Here is a 20,492-nt window from a genome sequence, read left to right as displayed (position 1 = left end):
ATGCACGCCGACGGTACTGAAGGCGTATCCAGCTATCGCTACCGTCCTGTCGAAGAARTTCGGCGGCGAAGCYAAAGCTTACGACCAGATCGACGCTGCTCCAGAAGAAAAAGCACGCGGCATTACCATCAACACCGCCCACGTTGAGTACGAGACTGCAAACCGTCACTACGCTCACGTTGACTGCCCAGGCCACGCCGACTACATCAAGAACATGATTACCGGTGCTGCGCAGATGGACGGCGCGATCCTGGTTTGCTCCGCAGCTGACGGCCCAATGCCACAGACCCGCGAGCACATCCTGCTGGCSCGCCAGGTTGGCGTTCCATACATCATCGTGTTCCTGAACAAGTGCGACCTGGTCGACGACGCAGAACTGCTGGAACTGGTCGAAATGGAAGTGCGCGAGCTGCTGTCCAAGTACGARTTCCCAGGCGACGACCTGCCAATCATCAAAGGTTCGGCACGTATGGCACTGGAAGGYGCWGCTGGCGAAATGGGCGAAGAGTGCATCATCCGCCTGGCTGAAGCCCTGGACACCTACATCCCAACCCCAGAGCGCGCAGTTGACGGCGCCTTCCTGATGCCTGTGGAAGACGTGTTCTCGATCTCCGGCCGTGGTACCGTTGTGACCGGTCGTGTTGAGCGTGGCGTGATCAAGGTCGGCGAAGAAATCGAAATCGTCGGTATCATCGACACCGTGAAAACCACCTGCACCGGCGTGGAAATGTTCCGCAAGCTGCTGGACCAGGGTCAAGCCGGCGACAACGTTGGCCTGCTGCTGCGCGGCACCAAGCGTGAAGACGTTCAGCGTGGYCAGGTTCTGGCKAAGCCAGGCTCGATCAAGCCGCACGATCACTTCACCGGCGAGATCTACGTTCTGTCGAAAGATGAAGGCGGCCGTCACACCCCGTTCTTCAACAACTACCGTCCACAGTTCTACTTCCGTACCACCGACGTGACCGGCTCCATCGAGCTGCCAGCGGACAAAGAAATGGTTATGCCAGGCGATAACGTCTCCATCACCGTCAAGCTGATCTCCCCGATCGCTATGGAAGAAGGCCTGCGTTTCGCAATCCGTGAAGGCGGCCGTACCGTCGGCGCNAGGCGATAACGTCTCCATCACCGTCAAGCTGATCTCCCCGATCGCTATGGAAGAAGGCCTGCGTTTCGCAATCCGTGAAGGCGGCCGTACCGTCGGCGCGGGCGTTGTAGCCAAGATCCTGGGCTAATCGTTTTTTAGCCTGATCGAAAACGGGCCGGCATGTGCTATCATGTCGGCCCGTCGTAGTATTTACTTACATTGCCGGAAACAAAATGTTGCCGGTTCGTTCTTTTAAGGAATAAGCATGTCCGCTCCAAACCAAAAGATCCGTATCCGCCTGAAGGCTTTCGACTACAAGCTGATCGACCAGTCCGCACTGGAAATCGTTGACACCGCCAAGCGCACCGGCGCCGTGGTAAAAGGCCCAGTTCCTCTGCCAACCCGTATCCAGCGTTACGACGTGCTGCGTTCCCCGCACGTGAACAAGACCTCCCGCGACCAGTTCGAAATCCGCACCCACCAGCGCCTGATGGACATCGTGGACCCAACCGACAAGACTGTTGACGCCCTGATGAAGCTGGACCTGCCAGCTGGCGTGGACGTCGAAATCAAACTGCAGTAAGACCGGTTTCGTCGCAAGACACCTGGAAAGCCCGCTCCTGAGCGGGCTTTTCTTCTTTTCGGGAGCATCACATGAAACGCTTTGCAGTATTCGCCGCGGTCGCGGCATTGTCCCTGCTGGCCGCATGCGGCAAGAAAAATCCTGCCGACCAGGCGGCACAAGACATCAAGGCCATGGGCGCCCAGCGCGACAAGGCGCAGGATGCAATGAAGGCGATGGAAGAGGCCCAGCAAAAGCAGAAAGAAGAAGCCGACAAGAACTGACGCGCTATACTGCCGCGCATGAGCGACAAGACCATCCTGATCGTCGAAGACGAACAAGCCATTGCAGACAGTATTGCCTTCGCCCTCGGCAAGGAAGGCTTCGCCCCGCACCATGTGATGCTGGGCGAGCAGGCGCTGCTCGCTGCACGCGAACTGGCGCCGGCGCTGGTGATCCTCGATGTCGGCCTGCCCGATATCAGCGGCCTTGATGTGTGCCGCCGCCTGCGCCAGTTCTCGGAAGTGCCGGTGATTTTCCTCACCGCGCGCAGCGATGAAATCGACCGTATCGTCGGCCTGGAAATCGGCGCCGACGATTACGTCACCAAGCCGTTCTCGCCGCGCGAACTGGTGGCGCGCGTGCGCGTGATCCTGCGCCGCGCCGGCAACGGTGCCGCGCAGCTCACGCCACCGGCGGCGCCGCCCGCGCCAGCCGTCTCGCGCACACCCGGCTTCGAGCTGCGCGCCGCCGAAGCGCGCATCCTGTTCGCCGGCCAGCCGCTCGACCTGACCCGCTACGAGTACCTGTTGCTGAAAACCCTGGTCGAACACCCTGGCCACGTGCTGTCGCGCGCCCAACTGATGGACCGCGTCTGGTGCGACGCACCCGAAACGCTGGACCGTACAGTGGATGCCCACGTGAAATCCCTGCGCGCCAAGTTGCGCGCCATCGACGACAACGCCGACCCGATCCAGACCCATCGCGGCATGGGTTACAGCCTGCAGCCCGGCGCATGAAGATCGGCCTGCGCATCCTGCTTGGCTACTTCCTGATCGTAGGCCTGGCAGCCTGGTTCCTGCTCAACGTCTTCGTGCAGGAAGTCAAACCGGGTGCCCGCTCCACGCTGGAAGCGGCAATGAACGATACCGCCCAGTTGCTGGCACAGCTGGTGGCCGAGGACGTGAAGCAGGGCGCTACCGACCCCACGCTGCTGGCCAGGATTGCCGCCGCCAGCCGCAACTCCGACTACCGCATCACCATCACGGACGAGAAAGGCATCGTGCTGTTCGACTCCGCCGGCAAAGCCGTCGGCCAGGACTACTCGCGCTGGAACGACGTCTACCTCACGCTGCGCGGCAAATACGGCGCTCGCATGACAAGCGAGGTGCCGCGCGACTACGGCAGCCTGGGAATGTACGTCGCCGCACCGGTACGCGATGGTGAGCGCATCATCGGCGTGCTGACGGTCACCAAGCCCATCTCCAGCGTGCAAGGCTTCATCGAGCGCAGCCAGCGCAAGATCCTCAAATGGGGCATTGTGCTGCTTGGCCTGTCGCTGCTGATCGGTGTTGCCATCACCTGGCGCATGGCCAGCACCGTCAACAAGCTGATGGTCTTCGTGGAAGACGTGCAGGCCGGCCGCAAAGCCGTCATGCCCAAGCTGGGCAGCAGCGAGATCAGCACCCTCGGCCACGCGCTGGAAGCCATGCGCGCCAAGCTGGAAGGCAAGGATTACGTCGAGACCTTGATGCATACGCTGACGCATGAACTGAAAAGCCCGATCGCTGCCATCCAGGCCACGGCCGAACTGCTGGAAGAAGACATGCCGCCCGAACAGCGGCGCCAGTTCCTGTCCACCATCCAGGCCCAGAACGCCCGCCAGCGCGACTTGATCGACAAGCTGCTGGCACTGGTGCGTGTAGAGAAGCAGCAGCGCATCGACGATGCCGCTCCACTTGACGTGGCGGGATTGCTGCAAGACGTGGCCGGCGATTTCCAGGCCCGCCTCAACGCACGCCAGTTGCACTTGGTGCTCGACGCCGACTCTGCATTGCAACTGCGCGGCGATGCCTTGCTGCTGCGCCAGGCGCTGGGTAACCTGCTGGACAACGCCATCGGTTTCGCGCCGCCAGGCAGCACGGTGACGATGGCCGCGCAGCGTAGCGACGGCCATGTCGAAATCAAGGTGTGCGACGCCGGCCCCGGCATCCCCGCTTACGCCGAAGCGCGCCTGTTCGAGCGCTTCTACTCATTGCCGCGCCCCGACGGCGCCAAGAGCACCGGCCTTGGCTTGCCTTTCGTGCGCGAAGTCGCCGCCCTGCATGGCGGCAGTGCACAGGTAGTCAACGGGGAGGGCGGCGGTTGCCGCGCCGCCTTGCTGCTGCCGCTTCACGCCGAACGCATCGCCAGCGCATAAACGCTCCCTACACTGGCGCAATTTGCGCAAGTGATGGAGCACTCTTGAAACGAAAATCTATTCTTCTTCCCTTGGCGCTGCTGGTGTTGGCGCTCCTCGCTGCCAGCGTCGGGGTCTGGCAGCGCAATGGCGCCTACGGTTTCAATGTCCTGAAGCGGCGCGGTGGAACCTACTGGATCAAGATGGGCACCGACGATGCCGGGCTGCCGTTGCCCATGCGGGAAGCGCTCAAAGACATCGTGCCTGAAGTCTCGGCGGGCCAGTTCTACTGGCGCGAATTTGAGCCCGGCTACGAGGTGGCTGAAATGCCAGTGATGTCGGCTGGCGGCGAGGTAGACCGCATCCTGCTCAACCGGATTGACCCGAAACGCTTTCGCTTCGTGGCGCGCAGCGCGCCGGCAGGCGACAAGGGCCTCGATGAATGGGAGCAGGCATTGCCTGCCGCGGTACTGATTGTGAACGGCAGCTATTTTGGCCTGAAAGGCGAGCCTGACACGCCATTCGTCAGCGAAGGGACGCAGCTTGGTTCTCGCCAGTACAAGGCACGCGCCGGCGCCTTTGTTGCACGCGAAGACGGTAGGGCGGCGGTGCACGACCTCAGGCACGCAGATTGGCAAAGTGCTTTCGCGGGCGCGCGCAATGCGATGGTCTCCTATCCACTCCTGCTGGGCGAGGACGGGGAAACGCACGTCAACCTGAAAAGCCGCTGGCTGGCCAATCGCACTTTCGTGGCGCAGGACCGGTCGGGACGCATCCTGGTTGGCACCACCAAGGAAGCATTCTTCTCGCTTGACCGGCTGGCGAGCTTTCTCAAGGACGCGCCGCTGGACCTTGCGATGGCGCTCAACCTGGACGGCGGGCCGATCGCCTGCCAGAGCGTGCGGCTGAAAGGATTCCAGCGCAAGTTCTATGCGCAATGGGAGGCGCAGGTACGCGAGGGGGCGCCGAAGGGCTTGGAGGTGAGCTTGTTGCGTTGGCCATTTGCGCAGGCAAGCTGGGCGATGCCGCTCGTGCTGACGGTCGAGCGCTCCCGTTGACCCGGAGCGAAAAAAAACCGTCGCTTCACACAGAACGCATCGTCCCTGCACACCAGCTTTCTACACTGGCGCAACCATAACAAAAGGAAGCACCACTATGCAAAAGAAACTTCTGTTCAAAGCCCTTATCGTCGGCATGCTGATGCTGCTGCTCGGCGTACCGCTGGCCATGATCCAGTCCACCATCAGCGAGCGCATCGCCTACCGCGAGGAAGCGGCCAGCAGTATCGCGGCCGACTCCGTGGGTGAGCAGCATATCTACGGACCGGTGCTGGTCATGCCATACAGCGAGGTGTACAGCGTCGAAGAGAAGGACAAGGACGGCAAGCCGGAAATGAAGCGCTACCGCAAGCAATCGCAGCACCTCGTGTTCCCGAACGAGCTTGAGGTGCTGTCCAACCTTGGCACTGAACGACGCCATCGGGGCATCCACCAGGTGCTGATGTTCAATGGCGCGCACAAGATCAATGGCGACTTCATCGTGCCTGCGGCGACTGAATTGCCGCACACCGAGAACGGTTCGCAGATCACGCCGGAACGCCCATTCATCGCGCTGGCAGTGGCCGACGTGCGCGGCGTGCGCGATATCCCGCGCCTCGTGTGGGGTACGCGCAGCGTCGAATTCGAGCAGGGCTCCGGCCTGCGCTCTTCGCGCCAGGGCTTGCACGCCACGTTGTCGATGGAGGAAGCCGCACCGGGCCCGGTCAAGTTCAGCTTCAACCTGAACCTGGCGGGCATGAACAGCCAGGGCTTCGTACCGCTGGCGCGCAATAACCGCTTTGTCATGTCCTCGCCGTGGCCGCACCCGCAATTCAGCGGCCGCTTCCTGCCGGAGCAATATAGCCTGGACGCTAAGGGCTTCCAGGCTGTGTGGCGCATCTCCTCCCTGGCCAGCGAGGCGCAGGCGCAGTTGCGCCTGCGCGAACAATCGGCCGGGCAGGGGGAGAATGCCTTGCCTGCGCTCGACACCATCCAGGCCGCGTTCATTGAGCCTGTGAATGTGTACTCAATGGCCGATCGCGCCACCAAATATGGCTTGCTGTTCGTGGCGCTGACGTTTGCCGCCTTCTTCCTGTTCGAGGTGATGAAGCGCCTGCCGATCCACCCGGTGCAGTACCTGCTGGTGGGACTGGCCCTGGCGCTGTTCTTCCTGCTGCTGGTCAGCTTGTCCGAGCACTACGACTTCGTCGCGTCCTACATTGCCGCCAGCGCCGCTTGTATCGTCCTGATTGGCTACTACCTGGCGCACGTGCTGCACGACTGGAAGCGTGGCCTTGGTTTCGGTGGTGCCCTGTGTGCTTTGTACGGCATTTTGTTCGGCCTGCTCAATTCGGAGAACAATGCACTGATGCTGGGCGCGATCCTGCTGTTTGCCGTACTGGCCACGATCATGGTCGCCACCCGTAAAGTGGACTGGTACAACCTCAATAACCCGGCACCTATGCCGGTGGAGCAAACGTGATGCTGCCGGGCGGCCTGCTGATGCCTTCGATCGCCGAGGACGCGCAACTGGTGGTGTTGTCCGGCTACACGGCCGGCCAGCCCGCCGGGCCGGTGCGGGTGGTGCTGGACCAGCGCGGCGCACGGGTGGTGTTGGTGCTTGCCAGCTACGAGACGGTGGCCTGGCAACTTGATGTGCGCCCGGGTACGGAGCTGGCGGCAGTGGTGATCAGCGCCTACCGCGAGGTGGCCGTGACCGGGCATGGCACCGCCCCGGCTTACCGGCTGGCGTTGCCTTGTGCGCCGGCGCCCGGCAGTGCTGCCTACCGTGACCTGATGCAAATCCTGCGGGCGCGCTTGGGACGTGGCCGGCCGGATACCTTCCGCGGGTATGTGCGTTTGCCGGAGCAGGTGGCGATTGCCTCTTGCGGTTTAGCGGCGAGCGCTGCGGCGCAACCACAGCCACCCATACAGCAAGAGGTTCACGCCAAGCACGACGCTCGCCAATACGTATTGCACGGCAGGCGTCAGTCCGGCCGGGTAGAGCACGGGGAGCAGGTAATGCTCGATGAATCCGTCCGCATAGCCCTGTTGGCCTGCGCGCATGCGTAAGTCGTTCTCCAGGTAGGTGAGCGGGCAGATCGCGCCCGTCAACTCGATGCCGGCCGCCCATAACGCGGCCGGCAAATGCAAGCGCACCACGCGCGGCCAGCGCAGCGCCAACACGGCGCCGCACAGCGCGAACAGGATGAAGGCAAGATGCAGCAGCAGGACCGCATCGCCAGCGAGGCGAAAGAGCATGGCAGCATTCTACCCCCGCGCTCCGGACGAGCCCGTGTCACACTTGGGGTGTGACCCCATGGTGTGACACGGGCTCGGCTGTATTACGGGCGGGTGAAGCTCCATTGCTGGTTGCTGCCGTTGGTCAGCGACCATTGGATGATTTGCGCGTTCTCGGCGGTGCTCTTGTTTTGCACGTCCATCACGTAGCCGCTCAGCAGGTTTTTCACCGTGTACCAGCCGCTCGACGGGCTGGCGAAGCTCCAGTGCTGGCCGTTGCCGGCCCAGTACGACCATTGCGCGATATTGGTGCCGGCGGTGGTGGAGTTTTCCCAGTTGTCGAGGCTGAGCAAGCTGCCGGCGTTGAGGATGCTGTATTGGCCATCGCCGTGACCCACCACATACCATTGCTGGTGCTTGCCGCCGCTGTAGGTCTGCTGCTGCACCATGGCGCCGTTGCTGGTGGAGGCGTTGGCTACCGCCAGCGCCTTGCCGCTCAGGCGTGACTTGATGACGTAAGGGCCGTCGCTCATGCCGCCGCAGCCGGCGAAATTGCTGAAGTTGCGCGTCAGCGATGGCCAGCCGCCGCTGTACGTCATGCGCAGGATGTCGAGCTTGGCGTTGCCGCTGTCGTTCAGGTCGTAGTAGTGGACCGTGGTGAAGTTGCAGCCATCCTGCTTCAACACGCCGATGTGGCCGGGGCCTTTGTACTTGCCGTCGACATTGGGCAGCACGGTGCGGGTCCCGGAATAGGGCCCGGTGATGCTGGTGGCGCGCTGCACTTCGACGTAGTAAGTGCTGTTGACGCCCTTGCAGCAGGCGCCGCGGTTGACGAACAGGTAATAGTAGCCGCCGTCGCGCGTGATGTAGGGCGCTTCGATGTCCTGCCCGTTGCCGCCCCAGATCTTGGTGACGTTGCCGGCCAGCTTGCCGGTCGACTGGTTGATCTCGGCCACGCCAATGCCGCCGAAGAAGGAACCGTAACTCATGTACACCTTGCCATCATGGTCGCGGTACAGGGCCGGGTCGATGGCATTGATCTCGCTGCTGCCGCCAAACGATTCGACCACGATGCCAAGGTCGGTCCAGGCCGGATTCTTCAGCGAGGCCGAGCGCGCGACCCCGATCGCCGAACTGGAAGTGCCGAAGGTCGAGACCGAGTAGTAAATGTAGTAATACCCGTTCATGTGGATCACGTCCGGCGCCCAGAACGAGCCGCTGAAGTTGGGGATCTTGTTGGCGATCCAGCTAGGGTTGCTGCTGAACACCGGCCCCGGGCCGCCCTGCCAGGTGCTCAGGTCGGTCGAGGTGGAATACCAGATCCCGGTGCCGGTGGTGAAGTTGAAATAAGTGTCGCCGTCCTTGGTGATGGTGCCCGGGTCGTGGGCATTCTGCAGCCCGGCGAGGTTGATGGCCTGCGCCGCCAGGGCGTGCAGGCACAGGCAGAGTACTGCCAGCAGTTTTTTCATTGGGTCTCCTTATATGTTTATAGGGCGCACTAGCCCATCACCACATTAGGAGTTCTTGCCACCTGGCACCAATGAGTTTTTCAGGCGTTGCGATACCGTTTCCGGCATGCTCCCAGCAAGCCAAGACCGGCGGCCAGCATGCCCCAGCCAGCCGGCTCCGGCACTGGCAAGGGGGCGATGGCGCTGACCGACAGCTTGGTGCTCCACAGTAGTTGCTGGTTGCTGTCGGTGCTGTTGGTCCAGCTCAAGGAAAACTTGTCGGAATAGCCATCGGGATCGTCGGCCAGCTGGGTGGTGCGCCGGTAATCGTTGCGGCACTCGCCTGGCGTCAGGTCGAGGCAGACGCCGACCATGCCGGTGCTGAAGGCCTGGCCGATGCTGCTGTTCTCAAATTCCAGGGCAAGCTGGCCGCTGACCGTGATGCTGGCGCCCGGTGCCAGGTAGACCAGGGTGTTGGTCCACAGGTCGGTATTGCCCCAGCGCCAGGGCGCGTCGCTATCGGCCATCGCGACGCCCAGGCTGCCGCCGCCGCCCAGGGCGTCCCAGCTGCCGCGGGTCAGCGAAGCGCCGTGGCTGGACGCGGTGGCGAGCGGTACCCAGCTGTCGCTGTGGCGGTCATAGTCGGAAACGTCATGGTCGTTATTGACATTGATAAGGCGCGACTCCATTTCCCAGGAGCCGGGCTGGAACGCGACATTGCCGCTGGTCTGGACCTGCAACTGGTCCAGCATCAGGGTGGCGCCGACGGTGCCGGCGCGGGCAGGGGAAATGGCCAGCAGGGCGGCCAGGACAGCAGGAATTGCCAGTTTAACCATGCTTACCTCCTTGCGCGAAGTGGGCAATCTTAACTGTGAGTCAATTCGCGGCGGCGCTCGCTTGCCGGGAGGCTATAAACAGATGACATACCTCGTACAAAGCTGTTGCGTCAAGGGGCAAATGCCGGTACACTAGCCGGCTTCGGTATGGGTTCGTCTTTTTTATGGCCTGTATCTTTTTTTGTAGTTAAACAAAGCCCCGCCCAATCGTAGGTGGGAATGGAGAAAAAATGAGCCTTGGCCTCCTCGGTCGCAAGGTTGGTATGATGCGCATCTTCACCGATGACGGGGATTCGATCCCAGTCACCGTGTTGGACGTATCGAACAACCGTGTTGCGCAAATCAAAACTCCTGAAGTGGATGGTTATTCCGCTGTTCAGGTTGTCTTCGGTCAGCGTCGCGCATCCCGCGTGACTAAAGCTGCTGCCGGTCACTACGCTAAAGCAGGTGTCGAAGCTGGTTCCTTCCTGAAGGAATTCCGCGTTGACGCAGCTAAAGCAAACGAACTGAAAGCCGGTGAAGTTATCGCCGCTTCCCTGTTCGAAGTCGGTCAGAAGATCGACGTGCAAGGTGTGTCGATTGGTAAAGGCTACGCCGGTACCATCAAGCGTCACAACTTCGCATCGGGTCGTCAAACCCACGGTAACTCCCGTTCGCACAACGTACCAGGCTCGATCGGTATGGCGCAGGATCCAGGCCGTGTGTTCCCAGGTAAGCGCATGACCGGTCACATGGGCGACGTCACCGTCACCACCCAGAATCTGGAAATCGCACGTATCGACGCTGATCGCCAGCTGCTGCTGGTGAAGGGTGCAGTGCCAGGCGCGAAAAACGGCCAGGTTGTTGTATCGCCAGCTGTTAAAGTTAAAGCAAAGAAGGGAGCTTAATCGATGGAACTGAAGCTCTTGAACGCGCAAGGTCAAGTCGCCTCCAACGTAGCCGCCGCTGACACCGTCTTCGGCCGTGACTACAACGAAGCACTGATCCACCAAGTCGTCGTTGCTTACGCTGCTAACGCACGTAGCGGTAACCGCAAGCAAAAAGACCGTGAAGAAGTCCACCACACGACCAAGAAGCCATGGCGCCAAAAAGGCACCGGCCGCGCTCGTGCTGGTATGTCCTCCTCCCCGCTGTGGCGTGGTGGTGGTCGCATCTTCCCGAACTCCCCTGACGAGAACTTCACCCACAAGGTCAACAAGAAGATGTATCGCGCAGGTATCTGCTCGATCCTGTCTCAGCTGGCCCGTGAAGAGCGTCTGGTCGTGATCGAAGAACTGGCGATCGATGCCCCTAAGACCAAGCTGCTGTCGCAAAAGCTGACCGGCATGGGTCTGGACTCGGTCCTGATCGTTACCGACACCATCCAGGAAAACCTGGAACTGGCTTCCCGCAACCTGCCGAACGTGCTGGTTGTCGAGCCACGTCACGCTGACCCAATGTCCCTGGTCTTCTACAAGAAGGTCCTGGTCACCAAGGCAGCCCTGGCACAGATTGAGGAGATGCTGGCATGAGCGCAGTTATCAAACACAGCGAAGAGCGCCTGATGAAGGTGCTGCTGGCTCCGGTCATTTCCGAAAAAGCCACCATGGTTGCGGAAAAGAACGAACAGATCGTGTTCCTGGTGTCCAAGGATGCGACCAAGCCAGAAATCAAGGCCGCCGTTGAACTGCTGTTCAAGGTTGAAGTGGAATCGGTGCAGACCGTGAACCGCGAAGGTAAGGTCAAGCGTTCCGGCCGTTTCATCGGTCGCCGCAACCACACCAAGCGTGCTTTCGTGTGCCTGAAGCCAGGCCAGGAAATCAATTTCACCGAGGAGGCTAAATAATGGCACTCGTTAAGATGAAGCCAACCTCCCCAGGCCGTCGCGGCATGGTGAAGGTTGTGAACAGCGACCTGTTCAAAGGTCGTCCGTTCGCCGCCCTGCTGGAAAAGAAGTCGAAGACTGCTGGCCGTAACAACAACGGTCACATCACCACCCGCCACATCGGCGGTGGCCACAAGCAGCACTACCGTATTGTGGACTTCAAGCGCAACAAGGATGGCATCCCTGCGAAAGTGGAACGTATCGAATACGATCCAAACCGTACCGCACACATCGCCCTGCTGTGCTACGCCGACGGCGAGCGCAAGTACATCATCGCCCCGAAAGGCGTTGCTGTTGGCGACACCCTGCTGAACGGTTCGGAAGCGCCGATCAAGGCCGGCAATTGCCTGCCAATCCGTAACATCCCAGTCGGCACCAACATCCACTGCGTGGAAATGCTGCCAGGTAAAGGTGCCCAGATGGCCCGTACCGCTGGTGCTGTTGTGGTCCTGATGGCCCGTGAAGGTACCTACGCCCAGGTTCGCCTGCGCTCCGGCGAAGTGCGCCGCGTGCACATCGAGTGCCGCGCCACCATCGGCGAAGTCGGCAATGCTGAGCACAGCCTGCGCAAGATCGGTAAAGCCGGTGCCATGCGCTGGCGCGGTGTTCGCCCAACCGTCCGCGGTGTGGTGATGAACCCGATCGACCACCCGCACGGTGGTGGTGAAGGCCGTACCGCAGCTGGTCGTCATCCAGTGTCCCCATGGGGCCAGCAGACCAAGGGTAAGAAGACTCGCTCCAACAAGCGTACTTCTTCGATGATCGTCTCTCGCCGCGGCAAGAAATAAGGATAAACCATGACTCGTTCATTGAAAAAAGGGCCGTTCTGCGACGCCCACCTGGTGAAAAAAGTCGAGACCGCGCAAGCGACCAAAGACAAAAAGCCAATCAAAACCTGGTCCCGTCGCTCGACGATCATGCCTGACTTCATCGGTCTGACCATTGCCGTGCACAACGGCAAGGTCCACGTGCCTGTGTACGTGTCCGAAAACATGGTTGGTCACAAGCTCGGCGAATTCGCGCTGACCCGTACCTTCAAGGGCCACGCTGCTGACAAAAAGGCTAAGAAATAATGGAAACCAAAGCTATCCTCAAAGGCGTGCGCCTGTCGGATCAAAAAGGTCGCCTGATCGCTGACCTGATCCGCGGCAAGAAGGTTGACGCTGCGCTCAACATTCTGCAGTTCAGCCCAAAGAAAGGCGCGTTCATCGTCAAGAAAGTGCTGGAGTCCGCTATTGCGAACGCCGAGCACAACGACGGTGCCGACATCGACGAACTGATCGTGAAAACGATCTACGTCGAAAAGGGTCCAGTCCTGAAGCGCTTCACTGCACGCGCTAAAGGTCGTGGCGACCGTATCTCGAAACAATCCTGTCACATTTACGTGACTGTCGGTAACTAAGGAGCTGCGATGGGTCAGAAAATTCATCCAACCGGTTTCCGTCTGGCGGTCACCCGTAACTGGGCATCTCGCTGGTACGCAACCAACGGTAACTTCGCTTCGATGCTGAACGAAGACCTGAAGGCACGTGCTTTCCTGAAGAAGAAGCTGAAAAACGCTTCCGTCGGCCGCATCGTGATCGAGCGTCCTGCCAAGAACGCACGCTTCACCGTGTACAGCTCGCGTCCTGGCGTCGTGATCGGCAAGAAGGGCGAGGACATCGAAGTGCTGAAGTCCGCCCTGACCAAGATCATGGGCGTGCCAGTGCACGTGAACATCGAAGAAATCCGTAAGCCGGAAATCGACGCTCAGCTGATCGCTGACTCGATCTCCCAGCAGCTGGAAAAGCGTATTATGTTCCGCCGCGCCATGAAGCGCGCCATGCAGAACGCAATGCGCCTGGGCGCCCAGGGCATCAAGATCATGTCCTCGGGTCGTCTGAACGGCATCGAGATCGCCCGTACCGAATGGTATCGTGAAGGCCGTGTGCCTCTGCATACCCTGAAGGCGGACATCGACTACGGTACCTCCGAAGCTTCCACCACCTACGGCATCATCGGTGTCAAGGTGTGGGTGTACAAGGGTGACCGCTCCGCCACCGGCGAAGCACCAGTCATCGACACCCCGGCCGAAGAGAAGAAGCCACGTGGCCCGCGCCGCGACGACGGTAAGCCAGCTGGCCGCCGTCCAGCTCCAGGCGCCAAAGCCCCAGCCGCCCGCCGCGCTGCCAAGCCGGCTGCAGCTGACAAAGCAGGAGAATAAGCATGCTGCAACCAAGCCGCAGGAAATATCGTAAAGAGCAGAAAGGCCGCAACACCGGCATTTCGCACTCCACCGGCACTAACGTGTCGTTCGGTGAGTTCGGCCTGAAGGCCGTGGCTCGTGGCCGTATCACTGCACGCCAGATCGAGTCCGCTCGTCGTGCAATGACCCGTCACATCAAGCGTGGTGGCCGTATCTGGATCCGTGTTTTCCCAGACAAGCCGATCTCCAACAAGCCTGCCGAAGTCCGTATGGGTAACGGTAAAGGTAATCCGGAGTACTACGTTGCCGAAATCCGTCCAGGCAAAGTCCTGTACGAAATGGATGGCGTTGGCGAAGAACTGGCACGCGAAGCGTTCCGTCTGGCTGCTGCTAAACTGCCTCTGGCTACCACCTTCGTGGTGCGCCAGGTTGGCCAATAATTGGAGTGAAATATGAAAGCATCTGAACTCCGTGGCAAAGACCAGGCTGCACTGCAGAAAGAACTGAACGACCTGCTGAAGGCCCAGTTCGGTCTGCGTATGCAAGCTGCTACCCAGCAGCTGGGCAACAGCTCGCAGCTGAAGAAGGTCCGCCGCGACATCGCCCGCGTGAAAACGGTAATGAACTCGAAGGAAGCGAAATGACCGAACAAGTTAAGCTGAAGCGTACTCTGATCGGTAAAGTCGTGTCCGACAAGATGGACAAGACCGTTACCGTTCTGATCGAACGTCACGTCAAGCACCCTCTGTATGGCAAGATCATCGTGCGTAGCGCCAAGTACCACGCGCACGACGAGACCAACCAGGTCAAAGCCGGTGACACGGTAGAGATCGTGGAAGGTCGTCCGATCTCCAAAACGAAGGCGTGGACGGTGACCCGTGTAGTGCAAGCTGCACAAATCGTCTAAGTAAGTTGCAAGCCGGGAGCGTGAGTTCCCGGCCACAATTTAATTAGTTCTTGCAGGCCCGCAGGTTTTATGTGATACTTGCGGGCTTCGTCCATGTATCCGCCGCAAAGTTTCTCTCCGCAGACGCGATAGCGGTCAGTACTTGTATGAAGATCAAGCACCCAATCAGCAGACGTTGTGTTTGCTGGCGGGACCAAGACTGACCGATATCCGCATTGTGTGGATTCTTCGGCTTAAGTTGGGAAAGAGATAACTATGATTCAAACTGAAAGCCGGCTCGAAGTAGCCGACAACACCGGTGCCAAGGAAGTCATGTGCATCAAGGTGTTGGGCGGTTCCAAGCGCCGTTACGCTGGCATCGGCGACGTGATCAAAGTCACCGTTAAGGTGGCTCAGCCTCGCGGCCGTGTCAAAAAAGGTGAAATTTATAACGCCGTGGTAGTGCGCACCGCTAAGGGTGTGCGTCGCCAGGACGGTTCGCTGGTGAAGTTCGACGGCAATGCCGCTGTCCTGCTGAACAACAAGCTGGAACCGATCGGTACCCGTATCTTTGGCCCAGTGACGCGTGAACTGCGCACTGAGAAGTTCATGAAGATCGTGTCCCTGGCACCGGAAGTCCTGTAAGGAGTCAGACAATGGATAAGATTCGCAAAAACGACGAAGTCATCGTCCTGACTGGTAAGGACAAGGGCAAGCGCGGCGTAGTGACCCAGCGTGTAGACGCTGAGCACGTCGTGGTGGATGGCGTTAACGTGGCTAAAAAAGCCGTTAAGCCAAACCCGATGACTGGTGTTCAAGGTGGCATCGTCGATAAGACCATGCCTATTCACGTGTCCAACGTTGCTCTGTTCAACGCTGCGACCGGTAAGGCAGATCGCGTAGGCTTCAAGGAAGTGGACGGTAAAAAAGTCCGCGTCTTCAAGTCCTCCGGCGAAGTAGTGAAAGGGTAATCAGAAATGGCCCGTCTGCAACAACTGTACAAAGACAAGATCGTCGCTGAGCTGACCGGTAAATTCGGTTACTCCTCCGTGATGGAAGTGCCGCGCCTGACCAAGATCACCCTGAACATGGGTCTCTCGGAAGCCGTGGCTGACAAGAAAATCATCGAGCACGCTGTTGGCGACCTGACCAAGATCGCCGGCCAGAAGCCAGTCATCACCAAGGCCCGTAAGGCAATCGCAGGTTTCAAGATCCGCGAAGGCTACCCGATCGGTACCATGGTGACCCTGCGCGGCGCCCGCATGTACGAATTCCTGGACCGTCTGATCACCGTGGCCCTGCCGCGCGTGCGTGACTTCCGTGGTGTGTCTGGCAAATCCTTCGATGGTCGTGGTAACTACAACATCGGCGTGAAAGAACAGATCATCTTCCCGGAAATCGAGTACGACAAGATCGACGCACTGCGTGGTATGAACATTTCGATCACCACCACCGCGAAGACCGACGACGAAGCCAAAGCGCTGCTCGCCGCCTTTAAATTCCCGTTCAGGAACTAAACGATCATGGCAAAACTCGCACTGATTAACCGTGAACAGAAGCGTGCTGACCTGGTAGCCAAGTTTGCTGCCAAGCGCGCCGCTCTGAAGGCCATCATTGATGACCAGACCAAGTCGGAAGAAGAGCGTTACGAAGCGCGCCTGAAACTGCAGGCACTGCCGCGTAACTCGGCTCCAACCCGTCAGCGTAACCGCTGCCAGGTCACCGGTCGCCCACGTGGCACCTTCCGTAAATTCGGCCTGGGTCGTATCAAGCTCCGCGAATTCGCCATGCGTGGCGAAATCCCGGGTATGACCAAAGCCAGCTGGTAATAGGAGAATAAGCAATGAGTATGAGCGATCCTATCGCCGATATGCTGACCCGTATTCGCAACGCACAGACCGTGCAAAAGACCTCCGTGGCCATGCCATCGTCGAAGGTTAAAGTTGCGATTGCCAACGTCCTGAAAGACGAGGGTTACATTGAAGATTTCGTCGTGTCCACCAACGAGGGCAAGTCGGAACTGAAAATCGGTTTGAAATATTATGTAGGCCGTCCTGTGATCGAACGTCTGGAACGTGTATCGCGTCCAGGCCTGCGTATCTACAAAGGCAAAGATGAGATCCCAACCGTGATGAACGGCCTGGGCGTGGCAATCGTGTCGACCCCGCAAGGCGTCATGACCGATCGCAAGGCGCGCGCTACCGGTGTTGGTGGCGAAGTCATCTGCTTCGTGGCTTAAGGAGTAACACAATGTCTCGTGTAGCTAAAATGCCGATCGTTGTGCCTGCTGGCGCCGAAGTTGCCATCTCCGCACAAGCGATCACCGTCAAGGGCCCGCTGGGTACCCTGACCCAGAGCCTGAACGGCCTGGTAAAAGTTGAAAACAACGCTGGCACCCTGTCTTTCGACGTGGTGAACGACAGCCGTGAATCGAACGCCATGTCCGGCACCCTGCGTGCCCTGGTCAACAACATGGTGGTGGGCGTAACCAAGGGCTTCGAGAAGAAGCTGTCCCTGGTCGGCGTGGGCTACAAAGCCCAGGCTCAAGGCGACAAGCTGAACCTGTCCCTGGGCTTCTCGCACCCGGTCGTTCACGACATGCCAACCGGCGTGAAGTGCGCAACCCCGACCCCAACCGAGATCATCATCTCTGGCGTTGATCGCCAAAAGGTTGGCCAGGTTGCCGCCGAAGTGCGTGCTTACCGCTCCCCTGAGCCATACAAAGGCAAGGGTGTCCGCTATGTGGACGAAGTGGTTAAGCTCAAAGAAACCAAGAAGAAGTAATTAGGGGCTGACGATGGACAAAAAAGAATCTCGTCTGCGCCGCGGACGTCAAACTCGCATCAAGATCGCGCAACTGAAAGTGAACCGCCTGTCGGTGCACCGCACCAACCTGCACATTTACGCGAACCTGATCAGCCCGGACGCCAAAGTTCTGGTTTCGGCCTCGACCGTGGAAGCGGAAGTGCGCGCCGAGCTGGCTGGCAAGTCTGGCAAGGGTGGCAACGCCGCCGCTGCCGCACTGGTTGGCAAGCGTGTCGCAGAAAAAGCACTGAAAGCGGGCATCACCGAAGTCGCCTTCGACCGCTCCGGTTTCCGTTACCACGGCCGCATCAAGGCGCTGGCTGAAGCCGCGCGTGAAGCTGGCCTGAAGTTCTAAGGGTACGATCATGGCAAAAATGCAAGCAAAAATGGCATCCGATAAGCCGGATGATGGCATGCGCGAAAAAATGATCGCGATCAACCGCGTGACCAAAGTGGTCAAGGGTGGTCGCATCATGGGCTTCGCAGCGCTGACCGTGGTTGGTGACGGCGATGGCCGCATCGGCATGGGCAAGGGCAAGTCGAAGGAAGTTCCGGTCGGTGTGCAGAAGGCAATGGAAGAAGCCCGCCGCAACCTGATCAAGGTTCCTCTGAAGAACGGCACCCTGCAGCACACCGTCACCGGCCGCCACGGCGCGTCGAAAGTGATGATGTCGCCAGCCAAGCCAGGTACTGGCGTGATCGCAGGTGGCGCAATGCGCGCTATCTTCGAGGTGATGGGCGTGACCGACGTGGTGGCGAAATCCACCGGTTCGAACAACCCATACAACCTGGTGCGCGCCACCCTGGACGGCCTGGCCAAAATGAGCACTCCAGCTGACATCGCCGCCAAGCGCGGCAAGTCGGTTGAAGAGATCCTGGGTTAATAGGGAGCACTTCAATGAGCACTATCAAAGTCAAACTGGTGAAGGGCCTGATCGGCACCCGTCAAGACCACCGCGCAACCGTGCGTGGCCTGGGCCTGCGTCGTGTGAACTCTGTCAGCGAACTGCAGGACACTCCTGCTGTGCGCGGCATGATCAACAAGGTCGCCTACCTCGTTAAAGTCGTTTCCTAAGCGACCCTTAGGAACTGGAGAAAACAATGCAACTGAATACCATTCAACCAGCAGAAGGCGCGAAGCACGCTAAGCGCCGCGTTGGCCGCGGTATCGGCTCCGGCCTCGGTAAAACCGCAGGCCGCGGCCACAAAGGTCAGAAATCGCGTTCGGGCGGCTTCCACAAAGTCGGCTTCGAAGGCGGTCAAATGCCTCTGCAGCGTCGTCTGCCTAAGCGTGGCTTCAAATCCCTGAATGCCACTTTCAAGGCTGAAGTGCGTCTGTCCGACCTGAACGCCCTGGCTGTCGGTGAAGTCGACATCCTGGTGCTGAAACAGGCCGGCGTGCTGAATGTTCTGGCACGTGACGTCCGTGTGATCGCTTCCGGCGAAATCACCAAAGCAGTGACCGTAAAAGGCCTGAAGGTGACCGCTGGCGCGAAAGCAGCCATCGAAGCAGCTGGCGGCTCGGTAGCCTGAGTCAGTTAGCTTAATCGGAGCGAAAATTGGCAACGAACCAACAGCTTGCTAAATCCGCCGCCGCCGGCTTCCCTTGGAACCGGCTGTGGTTTTTGCTGGGCGCTCTGGTGGTGTACCGGATCGGGGCTCATATCCCCGTTCCTGGTATTGACCCGCTAAAGCTGGCACATTTGTTCGAATCGCAGCAGAACGGCATCCTGGGCATGTTCAACATGTTCTCGGGCGGCGCGCTGTCGCGCTTCACCATCTTTGCCTTGGGCATTACTCCATACATCTCGGCCTCGATCATCATGCAACTGGTGTCGATCGTGTCGCCGACCATGGAGGCGCTGAAAAAGGAAGGTGAATCGGGCCGTCGCAAGATTACCCAATACACCCGTTATGCAACTGTCGGTTTGGCGCTGTTCCAGGCGTTCGGCATGGCAGCCTTCATGGAAACCCAGGGTGTGGTAATTGACCCTGGCATGGGCTTCCGTTTCGTCACCGTAGTGACGCTGCTGACCGGCACCATGTTCGTGATGTGGTTGGGCGAGCAGATTACCGAGCGCGGTCTCGGTAACGGCATCTCGATCATCATCTTCGCCGGTATCGCGGCTGGTCTGCCGAATGCGCTGGGTGGCTTGTTCACCCAGGTCAGCAACAACCAGATCAACGCCTTCTCGGGGATCCTCATCGTGGTCCTGGTGGCAGCCGTCACCTACGCCGTGGTGTTCGTGGAACGTGGTCAGCGCAAGATCCTGGTCAACTATGCCAAACGTCAGGTCGGTAACAAGATCTACGGTGGGCAGACCAGCCACCTGCCGCTCAAGCTCAATATGGCAGGCGTGATTCCGCCGATCTTCGCTTCGTCGATTATCTTGTTCCCGGCTACCATCGTGGACTGGTTTTCGAAAGGTGCGGACAACAGCAACCCTGTTGTGCGCTTCCTGAAAGATCTGGCTGCGTCGATGGCTCCTGGTGAGCCGATCCATGCACTGCTGTACGCCGTGGCAATCATTTTCTTCTGCTTCTTCTACACCGCACTGGTGTTCAACAGCAAAGAAACTGCGGACAACTTGAAGAAGAGCGGGGCCTTTGTGCCAGGGATTCGTCCCGGTGAGCAGACAGCCCGTTACATCGACAAGATCCTGATGCGATTGACCCTGGCGGGCGCCGTGTACATCACCGCCGTGTGCTTGCTGCCGGAATTCATGCAAGCCCAGTGGAAAGTGTCGTTCTATTTTGGTGGTACTTCGCTGTTGATTATTGTGGTTGTGACCATGGACTTCATGGCCCAAGTGCAAAACTATGTGATGTCGCAGCAATATGAATCGCTGCTGCGCAAAGCTAACTTCAAGGGCGGGCTTCCGACACGATAAATGGCAAAAGACGACGTCATTCAGATGCAGGGCGAGATCCTGGAGAACTTGCCCAATGCAACTTTTCGAGTAAAGCTGGAAAACGGCCACGTGGTACTCGGCCACATTTCGGGTAAAATGCGTATGAACTACATCCGCATTCTCCCTGGCGACAAGGTCACGGTTGAATTGACGCCTTACGACCTGAGCCGGGCCCGTATTGTGTTCCGGACAAAGTAATTAATTAAGCAATTTCGAACATAAGAGAGTGCAATC

At 59.4% G+C, this 20,492-nt stretch carries 32 protein-coding genes and 1 pseudogene; 30 read left to right on the top strand and 3 right to left on the bottom strand.

Annotated features, from left to right (window positions below):
- Positions 1 to 16 precede the first annotated feature (16 nt).
- The 8 genes and pseudogenes from tuf to creD form a co-directional block, all read left to right on the top strand.
- Positions 17 to 1,104, top strand: a pseudogene (gene tuf / locus ASD58_RS26430) (elongation factor Tu); the annotation flags it as partial.
- Positions 1,105 to 1,151: 47 nt separating this feature from the next.
- Entirely contained in the window at positions 1,152 to 1,232 is an 81-nt protein-coding gene (locus tag ASD58_RS32975) for a hypothetical protein (RefSeq protein WP_373994481.1), read from the top strand.
- A 117-nt stretch (positions 1,233 to 1,349) separates the two neighbouring features.
- Positions 1,350 to 1,667 (top strand): 30S ribosomal protein S10, encoded by a 318-nt coding sequence (gene rpsJ / locus ASD58_RS26425; protein WP_028101676.1) that lies wholly within the window; start codon positions 1,350 to 1,352, stop codon positions 1,665 to 1,667.
- Between the two features lie 71 nt (positions 1,668 to 1,738).
- Positions 1,739 to 1,930, top strand: a complete 192-nt coding sequence (locus ASD58_RS26420) for a hypothetical protein (RefSeq protein WP_057264765.1) — start codon at positions 1,739 to 1,741, stop codon at positions 1,928 to 1,930.
- Positions 1,931 to 1,948: 18 nt separating this feature from the next.
- On the top strand, positions 1,949 to 2,665 hold the full coding sequence (gene creB / locus ASD58_RS26415) for a two-component system response regulator CreB (RefSeq protein ID WP_057264763.1): 717 nt from the start codon (positions 1,949 to 1,951) through the stop codon (positions 2,663 to 2,665).
- Complete coding sequence (gene creC, locus ASD58_RS26410) at positions 2,662 to 4,065, top strand: two-component system sensor histidine kinase CreC (RefSeq protein WP_057264761.1); 1,404 nt, start codon at positions 2,662 to 2,664, stop codon at positions 4,063 to 4,065. The genes creB and creC overlap by 4 nt, the downstream gene beginning before the upstream one ends.
- A 44-nt stretch (positions 4,066 to 4,109) precedes the next feature.
- Positions 4,110 to 5,102 (top strand): phosphodiester glycosidase family protein, encoded by a 993-nt coding sequence (locus ASD58_RS26405; RefSeq protein WP_057264758.1) that lies wholly within the window; start codon positions 4,110 to 4,112, stop codon positions 5,100 to 5,102.
- Positions 5,103 to 5,199: 97 nt separating this feature from the next.
- A complete protein-coding gene (gene creD, locus ASD58_RS26400; RefSeq protein ID WP_057264756.1) occupies positions 5,200 to 6,564 on the top strand; it encodes a cell envelope integrity protein CreD in 1,365 nt (454 codons plus the stop codon).
- A 410-nt stretch (positions 6,565 to 6,974) separates the two neighbouring features.
- Here creD and ASD58_RS26395 read toward each other — a convergent pair whose 3' ends face one another.
- The 3 genes from ASD58_RS26395 to ASD58_RS32000 all read right to left on the bottom strand — a co-directional run bounded on the left by ASD58_RS26395 (position 6,975) and on the right by ASD58_RS32000 (position 9,606).
- Positions 6,975 to 7,343, bottom strand: coding sequence for a DUF2784 domain-containing protein (locus ASD58_RS26395; protein WP_057264754.1), 369 nt, complete (start codon positions 7,341 to 7,343; stop codon positions 6,975 to 6,977).
- An 83-nt stretch (positions 7,344 to 7,426) separates the two neighbouring features.
- Positions 7,427 to 8,791 (bottom strand): family 43 glycosylhydrolase, encoded by a 1,365-nt coding sequence (locus ASD58_RS26390; RefSeq protein WP_057264752.1) that lies wholly within the window; start codon positions 8,789 to 8,791, stop codon positions 7,427 to 7,429.
- 80 nt (positions 8,792 to 8,871) lie between these two features.
- Positions 8,872 to 9,606, bottom strand: coding sequence for a PEP-CTERM sorting domain-containing protein (locus ASD58_RS32000; RefSeq protein ID WP_057264751.1), 735 nt, complete (start codon positions 9,604 to 9,606; stop codon positions 8,872 to 8,874).
- Between the two features lie 230 nt (positions 9,607 to 9,836).
- Between ASD58_RS32000 and rplC the strand changes: the two genes are divergently transcribed.
- From rplC to infA, 22 genes are all read left to right on the top strand, one after another.
- Positions 9,837 to 10,493 carry a 50S ribosomal protein L3 gene (rplC, locus tag ASD58_RS26380; RefSeq protein WP_057264749.1) on the top strand — a complete coding sequence of 219 codons (657 nt, stop codon included), beginning with the start codon at positions 9,837 to 9,839 and terminating at the stop codon, positions 10,491 to 10,493.
- A 3-nt stretch (positions 10,494 to 10,496) separates the two neighbouring features.
- The gene (rplD, locus tag ASD58_RS26375) at positions 10,497 to 11,117 is read left to right on the top strand and encodes a 50S ribosomal protein L4 (RefSeq protein ID WP_057264747.1); all 621 of its coding nucleotides are present in this window, start codon (positions 10,497 to 10,499) and stop codon (positions 11,115 to 11,117) included.
- A complete protein-coding gene (rplW, locus tag ASD58_RS26370) occupies positions 11,114 to 11,431 on the top strand; it encodes a 50S ribosomal protein L23 (protein ID WP_057264745.1) in 318 nt (105 codons plus the stop codon). The genes rplD and rplW overlap by 4 nt, the downstream gene beginning before the upstream one ends.
- Entirely contained in the window at positions 11,431 to 12,258 is an 828-nt protein-coding gene (gene rplB / locus ASD58_RS26365; RefSeq protein ID WP_057264743.1) for a 50S ribosomal protein L2, read from the top strand. Before rplW ends, rplB begins: the two co-directional genes overlap by 1 nt.
- A gap of 9 nt (positions 12,259 to 12,267) precedes the next feature.
- Positions 12,268 to 12,543, top strand: coding sequence for a 30S ribosomal protein S19 (gene rpsS, locus ASD58_RS26360; RefSeq protein ID WP_055937623.1), 276 nt, complete (start codon positions 12,268 to 12,270; stop codon positions 12,541 to 12,543).
- Positions 12,540 to 12,872 carry a 50S ribosomal protein L22 gene (gene rplV / locus ASD58_RS26355; RefSeq protein ID WP_200951719.1) on the top strand — a complete coding sequence of 111 codons (333 nt, stop codon included), beginning with the start codon at positions 12,540 to 12,542 and terminating at the stop codon, positions 12,870 to 12,872. The genes rpsS and rplV overlap by 4 nt, the downstream gene beginning before the upstream one ends.
- A gap of 9 nt (positions 12,873 to 12,881) precedes the next feature.
- Positions 12,882 to 13,673, top strand: a complete 792-nt coding sequence (gene rpsC, locus ASD58_RS26350; protein ID WP_057264738.1) for a 30S ribosomal protein S3 — start codon at positions 12,882 to 12,884, stop codon at positions 13,671 to 13,673.
- 2 nt (positions 13,674 to 13,675) lie between these two features.
- Entirely contained in the window at positions 13,676 to 14,095 is a 420-nt protein-coding gene (rplP, locus tag ASD58_RS26345; protein ID WP_028101660.1) for a 50S ribosomal protein L16, read from the top strand.
- A gap of 12 nt (positions 14,096 to 14,107) precedes the next feature.
- Complete coding sequence (gene rpmC / locus ASD58_RS26340; RefSeq protein WP_028101659.1) at positions 14,108 to 14,299, top strand: 50S ribosomal protein L29; 192 nt, start codon at positions 14,108 to 14,110, stop codon at positions 14,297 to 14,299.
- The gene (gene rpsQ, locus ASD58_RS26335; protein ID WP_055937633.1) at positions 14,296 to 14,562 is read left to right on the top strand and encodes a 30S ribosomal protein S17; all 267 of its coding nucleotides are present in this window, start codon (positions 14,296 to 14,298) and stop codon (positions 14,560 to 14,562) included. The genes rpmC and rpsQ overlap by 4 nt, the downstream gene beginning before the upstream one ends.
- A gap of 255 nt (positions 14,563 to 14,817) precedes the next feature.
- The gene (gene rplN, locus ASD58_RS26330; protein ID WP_028101657.1) at positions 14,818 to 15,186 is read left to right on the top strand and encodes a 50S ribosomal protein L14; all 369 of its coding nucleotides are present in this window, start codon (positions 14,818 to 14,820) and stop codon (positions 15,184 to 15,186) included.
- A gap of 11 nt (positions 15,187 to 15,197) precedes the next feature.
- Positions 15,198 to 15,512 (top strand): 50S ribosomal protein L24, encoded by a 315-nt coding sequence (gene rplX, locus ASD58_RS26325; protein WP_055937637.1) that lies wholly within the window; start codon positions 15,198 to 15,200, stop codon positions 15,510 to 15,512.
- 6 nt (positions 15,513 to 15,518) lie between these two features.
- Positions 15,519 to 16,058: a 50S ribosomal protein L5 gene (gene rplE, locus ASD58_RS26320; protein WP_055937640.1), complete on the top strand. Its 540-nt coding sequence runs from the start codon at positions 15,519 to 15,521 to the stop codon at positions 16,056 to 16,058.
- A gap of 6 nt (positions 16,059 to 16,064) precedes the next feature.
- On the top strand, positions 16,065 to 16,370 hold the full coding sequence (rpsN, locus tag ASD58_RS26315; RefSeq protein WP_055937643.1) for a 30S ribosomal protein S14: 306 nt from the start codon (positions 16,065 to 16,067) through the stop codon (positions 16,368 to 16,370).
- Between the two features lie 14 nt (positions 16,371 to 16,384).
- On the top strand, positions 16,385 to 16,780 hold the full coding sequence (gene rpsH / locus ASD58_RS26310) for a 30S ribosomal protein S8 (RefSeq protein WP_057264736.1): 396 nt from the start codon (positions 16,385 to 16,387) through the stop codon (positions 16,778 to 16,780).
- Between the two features lie 11 nt (positions 16,781 to 16,791).
- Positions 16,792 to 17,325: a 50S ribosomal protein L6 gene (gene rplF / locus ASD58_RS26305; protein WP_057264734.1), complete on the top strand. Its 534-nt coding sequence runs from the start codon at positions 16,792 to 16,794 to the stop codon at positions 17,323 to 17,325.
- Between the two features lie 13 nt (positions 17,326 to 17,338).
- Entirely contained in the window at positions 17,339 to 17,701 is a 363-nt protein-coding gene (gene rplR, locus ASD58_RS26300; RefSeq protein ID WP_028101651.1) for a 50S ribosomal protein L18, read from the top strand.
- Between the two features lie 10 nt (positions 17,702 to 17,711).
- On the top strand, positions 17,712 to 18,230 hold the full coding sequence (rpsE, locus tag ASD58_RS26295) for a 30S ribosomal protein S5 (RefSeq protein WP_057264732.1): 519 nt from the start codon (positions 17,712 to 17,714) through the stop codon (positions 18,228 to 18,230).
- Positions 18,231 to 18,244: 14 nt separating this feature from the next.
- On the top strand, positions 18,245 to 18,421 hold the full coding sequence (gene rpmD / locus ASD58_RS26290) for a 50S ribosomal protein L30 (protein ID WP_035373423.1): 177 nt from the start codon (positions 18,245 to 18,247) through the stop codon (positions 18,419 to 18,421).
- Positions 18,422 to 18,447: 26 nt separating this feature from the next.
- Positions 18,448 to 18,879, top strand: a complete 432-nt coding sequence (gene rplO, locus ASD58_RS26285; RefSeq protein ID WP_028101648.1) for a 50S ribosomal protein L15 — start codon at positions 18,448 to 18,450, stop codon at positions 18,877 to 18,879.
- A gap of 26 nt (positions 18,880 to 18,905) precedes the next feature.
- Positions 18,906 to 20,237, top strand: coding sequence for a preprotein translocase subunit SecY (gene secY / locus ASD58_RS26280; RefSeq protein ID WP_057264730.1), 1,332 nt, complete (start codon positions 18,906 to 18,908; stop codon positions 20,235 to 20,237).
- Positions 20,238 to 20,456, top strand: a complete 219-nt coding sequence (gene infA, locus ASD58_RS26275) for a translation initiation factor IF-1 (protein WP_005663428.1) — start codon at positions 20,238 to 20,240, stop codon at positions 20,454 to 20,456.
- Positions 20,457 to 20,492 lie beyond the last annotated feature (36 nt).

Origin of the sequence: Duganella sp. Root1480D1 (genome assembly GCF_001427305.1) — a bacterium.
Taxonomy (GTDB): Bacteria; Pseudomonadota; Gammaproteobacteria; order Burkholderiales; family Burkholderiaceae_D; genus Rugamonas.
The sequence above is the reverse complement of the archived record's forward strand: the minus strand, read 5'-3'. Positions and strand labels throughout refer to the sequence as shown.

Bases quoted from the DNA above. Each gene is read 5' to 3' on its own strand.
- ASD58_RS32975 (WP_373994481.1), top strand. From the start codon at position 1,152: ATGGAAGAAGGCCTGCGTTTCGCAATCCGTGAAGGCGGCCGTACCGTC.
- rpsJ (WP_028101676.1), top strand. From the start codon at position 1,350: ATGTCCGCTCCAAACCAAAAGATCCGTATCCGCCTGAAGGCTTTCGAC.
- ASD58_RS26420 (WP_057264765.1), top strand. From the start codon at position 1,739: ATGAAACGCTTTGCAGTATTCGCCGCGGTCGCGGCATTGTCCCTGCTG.
- creB (WP_057264763.1), top strand. From the start codon at position 1,949: ATGAGCGACAAGACCATCCTGATCGTCGAAGACGAACAAGCCATTGCA.
- creC (WP_057264761.1), top strand. From the start codon at position 2,662: ATGAAGATCGGCCTGCGCATCCTGCTTGGCTACTTCCTGATCGTAGGC.
- creD (WP_057264756.1), top strand. From the start codon at position 5,200: ATGCAAAAGAAACTTCTGTTCAAAGCCCTTATCGTCGGCATGCTGATG.
- ASD58_RS26395 (WP_057264754.1), bottom strand. From the start codon at position 7,343: ATGCTCTTTCGCCTCGCTGGCGATGCGGTCCTGCTGCTGCATCTTGCC.
- ASD58_RS26390 (WP_057264752.1), bottom strand. From the start codon at position 8,791: ATGAAAAAACTGCTGGCAGTACTCTGCCTGTGCCTGCACGCCCTGGCG.
- ASD58_RS32000 (WP_057264751.1), bottom strand. From the start codon at position 9,606: ATGGTTAAACTGGCAATTCCTGCTGTCCTGGCCGCCCTGCTGGCCATT.
- rplC (WP_057264749.1), top strand. From the start codon at position 9,837: ATGAGCCTTGGCCTCCTCGGTCGCAAGGTTGGTATGATGCGCATCTTC.
- rplD (WP_057264747.1), top strand. From the start codon at position 10,497: ATGGAACTGAAGCTCTTGAACGCGCAAGGTCAAGTCGCCTCCAACGTA.
- rplW (WP_057264745.1), top strand. From the start codon at position 11,114: ATGAGCGCAGTTATCAAACACAGCGAAGAGCGCCTGATGAAGGTGCTG.
- rplB (WP_057264743.1), top strand. From the start codon at position 11,431: ATGGCACTCGTTAAGATGAAGCCAACCTCCCCAGGCCGTCGCGGCATG.
- rpsS (WP_055937623.1), top strand. From the start codon at position 12,268: ATGACTCGTTCATTGAAAAAAGGGCCGTTCTGCGACGCCCACCTGGTG.
- rpsC (WP_057264738.1), top strand. From the start codon at position 12,882: ATGGGTCAGAAAATTCATCCAACCGGTTTCCGTCTGGCGGTCACCCGT.
- rplP (WP_028101660.1), top strand. From the start codon at position 13,676: ATGCTGCAACCAAGCCGCAGGAAATATCGTAAAGAGCAGAAAGGCCGC.
- rpmC (WP_028101659.1), top strand. From the start codon at position 14,108: ATGAAAGCATCTGAACTCCGTGGCAAAGACCAGGCTGCACTGCAGAAA.
- rpsQ (WP_055937633.1), top strand. From the start codon at position 14,296: ATGACCGAACAAGTTAAGCTGAAGCGTACTCTGATCGGTAAAGTCGTG.
- rplN (WP_028101657.1), top strand. From the start codon at position 14,818: ATGATTCAAACTGAAAGCCGGCTCGAAGTAGCCGACAACACCGGTGCC.
- rplX (WP_055937637.1), top strand. From the start codon at position 15,198: ATGGATAAGATTCGCAAAAACGACGAAGTCATCGTCCTGACTGGTAAG.
- rplE (WP_055937640.1), top strand. From the start codon at position 15,519: ATGGCCCGTCTGCAACAACTGTACAAAGACAAGATCGTCGCTGAGCTG.
- rpsN (WP_055937643.1), top strand. From the start codon at position 16,065: ATGGCAAAACTCGCACTGATTAACCGTGAACAGAAGCGTGCTGACCTG.
- rpsH (WP_057264736.1), top strand. From the start codon at position 16,385: ATGAGTATGAGCGATCCTATCGCCGATATGCTGACCCGTATTCGCAAC.
- rplF (WP_057264734.1), top strand. From the start codon at position 16,792: ATGTCTCGTGTAGCTAAAATGCCGATCGTTGTGCCTGCTGGCGCCGAA.
- rplR (WP_028101651.1), top strand. From the start codon at position 17,339: ATGGACAAAAAAGAATCTCGTCTGCGCCGCGGACGTCAAACTCGCATC.
- rpsE (WP_057264732.1), top strand. From the start codon at position 17,712: ATGGCAAAAATGCAAGCAAAAATGGCATCCGATAAGCCGGATGATGGC.
- rpmD (WP_035373423.1), top strand. From the start codon at position 18,245: ATGAGCACTATCAAAGTCAAACTGGTGAAGGGCCTGATCGGCACCCGT.
- rplO (WP_028101648.1), top strand. From the start codon at position 18,448: ATGCAACTGAATACCATTCAACCAGCAGAAGGCGCGAAGCACGCTAAG.
- infA (WP_005663428.1), top strand. From the start codon at position 20,238: ATGGCAAAAGACGACGTCATTCAGATGCAGGGCGAGATCCTGGAGAAC.